Source organism: Ruegeria sp. CG11, from assembly GCF_056537245.1.
On record NZ_JBQFRE010000050.1, the window covers coordinates 1 to 3,711 of the forward strand.

A 3,711-nucleotide genomic window follows, 5' to 3' on the forward strand; every position below is an offset into this window, starting at 1 on the left:
CGGGGTTACGGTGACTATGTCATGAAACCGGACCTCAGCACCCTGCGCCCGGTGCCGTGGCTGGAAGGCACTGCGATGGTGATGTGTGACGTTCTGGATCACCATACGCATGAAGAGGTGCCCCATGCGCCTCGGTCGATCCTGAAGAAACAGGTCAACCGCCTGAAGGCCATGGGCTATGACGCCATGTGCGCCACCGAGTTGGAGTTCTTTCTGTTCGAAAAGAGCTTTGACCAGATCCGCAAGGAAGGCTTCCGCGATCTGGAGCCGATCTCGGGCTATAACGAAGACTATCACATCCTGCAGACCACCAAGGAAGAGCACGTGATGCGCCCGATCCGCAATCACCTGTGGAATGCAGGTATTCCGGTCGAGAATTCCAAGGGCGAGGCCGAGACCGGACAGGAAGAGCTGAACATCAAATATGCCGGTGCGATGGAAACGGCCGAGTATCACTCGATTGCCAAGAACGCAGTGAAAGAGATTGCCTGGCAGCACGGGCACGCCGCGACCTTCCTGCCGAAATGGCATCACGACAAGGTGGGCAGTTCCTCGCACGTCCATCAGTCGCTTTGGGCCGATGGGCAACCGGCGTTTTATGACGCGGCGGATGAGTTGGGCATGTCGGTGCTGATGAAAAGCTATATGGCCGGGCTGCTGAAATATGCCCCGGATTATACCTATTTCATGGCACCCTATATCAACAGCTATAAACGATTCATGAAAGGCACCTTTGCGCCCACGCGGATCATCTGGTCGGTGGACAACCGCACTGCGGGATTCCGTCTGTGCGGTGACGGTACAAAGGCGGTTCGGGCCGAATGCCGGATTCCGGGGTCAGACATGAACCCCTATCTGGCGATGGCCGGGATGCTGGCCGCCGGGATTGCCGGGATTGAAGAGGGGCTGGAGTTGCAACCAGCGGCCACGGGAGACGTTTATCAGGGCGAGACCGGCATGATCCCGGGTACGCTGAAGGATGCACGCAACGCATTGCACGGATCAGAGATGCTGCGCGCGGCCATGGGGGATGAGGTGGTCGATCACTACACCCGCGCGGCGGAGGTCGAGATTGAGGAATTCGAACGCGTGGTGACCGATTGGGAAGTTGCTCGCGGGTTCGAGCGGGCTTAGAGGGTAGGAGCGAGGGGCCAGCCCCTCGCGCTCCCCGGGATATTTTTAGCCAGATGAAGCAGGGATCCTGTTTCTTTCGGAAATGGAGTGGATATGGGGCAGATGTTGAAATGTGTCTCACCGATTGATGGATCGGTTTTTGCGGAGCGGGAGATGTTGTCTCGGGACGCGGCGTTTGAGGTTGCAGGCCGGACGCGGGCGGCGCAGCCTGCCTGGGCGGCGCGTCCGTTACAGGAGCGCATCGACCTTGTGATGGCAGGCGTGGCCGCTATCGGTGCGATGAATGACGAGATCGTCCCCGAACTGGCGCATATGATGGGCCGTCCGGTGCGCTATGGCGGTGAGTTCGGCGGGTTCAATGAGCGCGCGAGCCATATGGCCGAGATTGCCGAGGCTTCGCTGGCCGATATCGCGGTGGGTGAGGATGAGACCTTCAAGCGCTATATCAAGCGCATCCCGCATGGGGTGGTGTTTGTGGTGGCGCCCTGGAATTACCCCTACATGACCGCAATCAACACGGTGGCCCCGGCGCTGATTGCAGGGAATACCGTGATCCTGAAACATGCCACTCAGACTTTGCTGGTGGGTGAGCGCATGGCGCAGGCCTTCCATTCGGCGGGCGTGCCAGAAGACGTGTTTCAGAACGTGTTCCTGAGCCACGACGTGACCAATGACCTGATCGCAGGCAATGCGTTTGACTCCGTGAACTTCACCGGTTCGGTCGGCGGCGGTCAGGCGATGGAGCGCGCTGCGGCAGGCACTTTTACCGGCGTTGGCACCGAGTTGGGCGGCAAGGACCCCGGTTATGTCATGGACGACGCTGATCTGGATGCCGCGGTGGATACTCTGATCGACGGGGCGATGTTCAATTCGGGTCAGTGCTGCTGCGGGATCGAACGGATCTACGTGCATGAAAGCCTCTATGACGATTTCGTCGTAAAGGCGGTTGAGGTCGTGAAAGGATACAAACTGGGCAACCCGCTGGACGCTGAGACGACGATCGGCCCTATGGCCAATGTGCGATTTGCCGATGAGGTGCGGGCTCAGGTTTCTGAGGCTGTCGCAGCCGGAGCCGTAGCCCATATCGATACTTTTGCCGAGGATGATGGCGGTGCTTACCTGACGCCGCAGATTCTGACCAATGTCACTCACGATATGCGGGTCATGCGGGATGAGAGCTTTGGTCCGGTGGTCGGCATCATGAAGGTGTCTTCAGACGAAGAAGCCATCGCGCTGATGAATGACAGCGAGTTTGGCCTGACCGCCAGCCTCTGGACGCGCGACGTAGACCGAGCGGAGCGTGTGGGCGACCAGATCGAAACCGGCACCGTGTTCATGAACCGCGCCGACTATCTGGACCCGGGGCTTTGTTGGACCGGTTGCAAGAATACCGGGCGCGGCGGGGGCCTTTCGGTCATCGGCTATCACAACCTGACACGTCCTAAATCCTACCACCTGAAAAAGGTAACGGGCTAAGGGCAGCGGCCTGCTCTGAACTGACCCCCTCACCAGAGTAGGCCTGAATTTACAAAGGAAACCTGAAATGACACTTGTTGGAAACTGGTCCTACCCGACCGCGATCAAGTTTGGTGCTGGCCGTATCAAGGAATTGCCCGAAGCCTGCGTTGCTGCAGGGATGAAGCGCCCTCTGCTGGTGACCGACAAAGGGTTGGCCGACCTGCCGATCACTACGGCTACACTGGACATCATGGAGGCCGCCGGCCTGGGACGAGGATTGTTCAGCGACGTGGACCCGAACCCGAACGAAAAGAACCTCGATGCGGGTGTCGCGGCCTATAAGGCAGGCGGCCATGACGGGGTGATCGCGTTCGGCGGTGGCTCAGGGTTGGACTTGGGCAAGATGGTCGCTTTCATGGCCGGTCAGACGCGCCCTGTTTGGGATTTCGAGGATATCGGCGATTGGTGGACCCGAGCGGACGCCGATGCCATTGCCCCGATTATCGCGGTGCCCACCACCGCTGGCACCGGGTCCGAGGTGGGCCGCGCCAGCGTCATCACCAATTCCGAGACGCACGCCAAGAAGATCATCTTCCACCCCAAGGTTCTGCCGACCGTGGTGATCTGCGATCCGGAACTGACGGTGGGGATGCCCAAATTCATCACCGCAGGTACGGGTCTGGATGCCTTCGCGCATTGCGTCGAGGCGTTTTCCAGCCCCCATTACCACCCGATGAGCCAGGGTATCGCGCTGGAGGGGATGCGTCTGGTGATGGAGTACCTGCCGCGTGCCTATGCAGATGGAACTGACATCGAAGCCCGCGCCCATATGATGAGCGCGGCGGCGATGGGCGCGACCGCCTTCCAGAAGGGCCTCGGTGCGATCCACGCCATGAGCCACCCCGTCGGCGCGCATTTTAATACGCACCATGGCACTACTAACGCAGTCTGTATGCCTTCGGTGCTGGAGTTCAACGCGAGCGCAATCGCAGACAGGTTCCAGCAGGCCGCCGCCTATCTGCGCATTGAGGGCGGCTATGACGGGTTCCGTGCCTTTGTGCTGGAGTTCAATGACTCGCTGGGCATCCCGCGCAAACTGTCCGATCTGGGCGTGACCGA

General features: G+C 59.9%; 3 protein-coding genes. All 3 read left to right on the top strand.

From position 1 onward, the window contains the following. On the top strand, positions 1-1,134 hold a 1,134-nt coding region (locus tag ACR0KW_RS24110; protein WP_480807292.1), incomplete at its 5' end, for a glutamine synthetase family protein. Positions 1,135-1,227: 93 nt separating this feature from the next. Then, entirely contained in the window at positions 1,228-2,610 is a 1,383-nt protein-coding gene (locus tag ACR0KW_RS24115; RefSeq protein WP_480807293.1) for an aldehyde dehydrogenase family protein, read from the top strand. Positions 2,611-2,677: 67 nt separating this feature from the next. After that, positions 2,678-3,711 (top strand): iron-containing alcohol dehydrogenase (locus tag ACR0KW_RS24120; protein WP_480807294.1); only part of this gene is annotated, 1,034 nt, incomplete at its 3' end.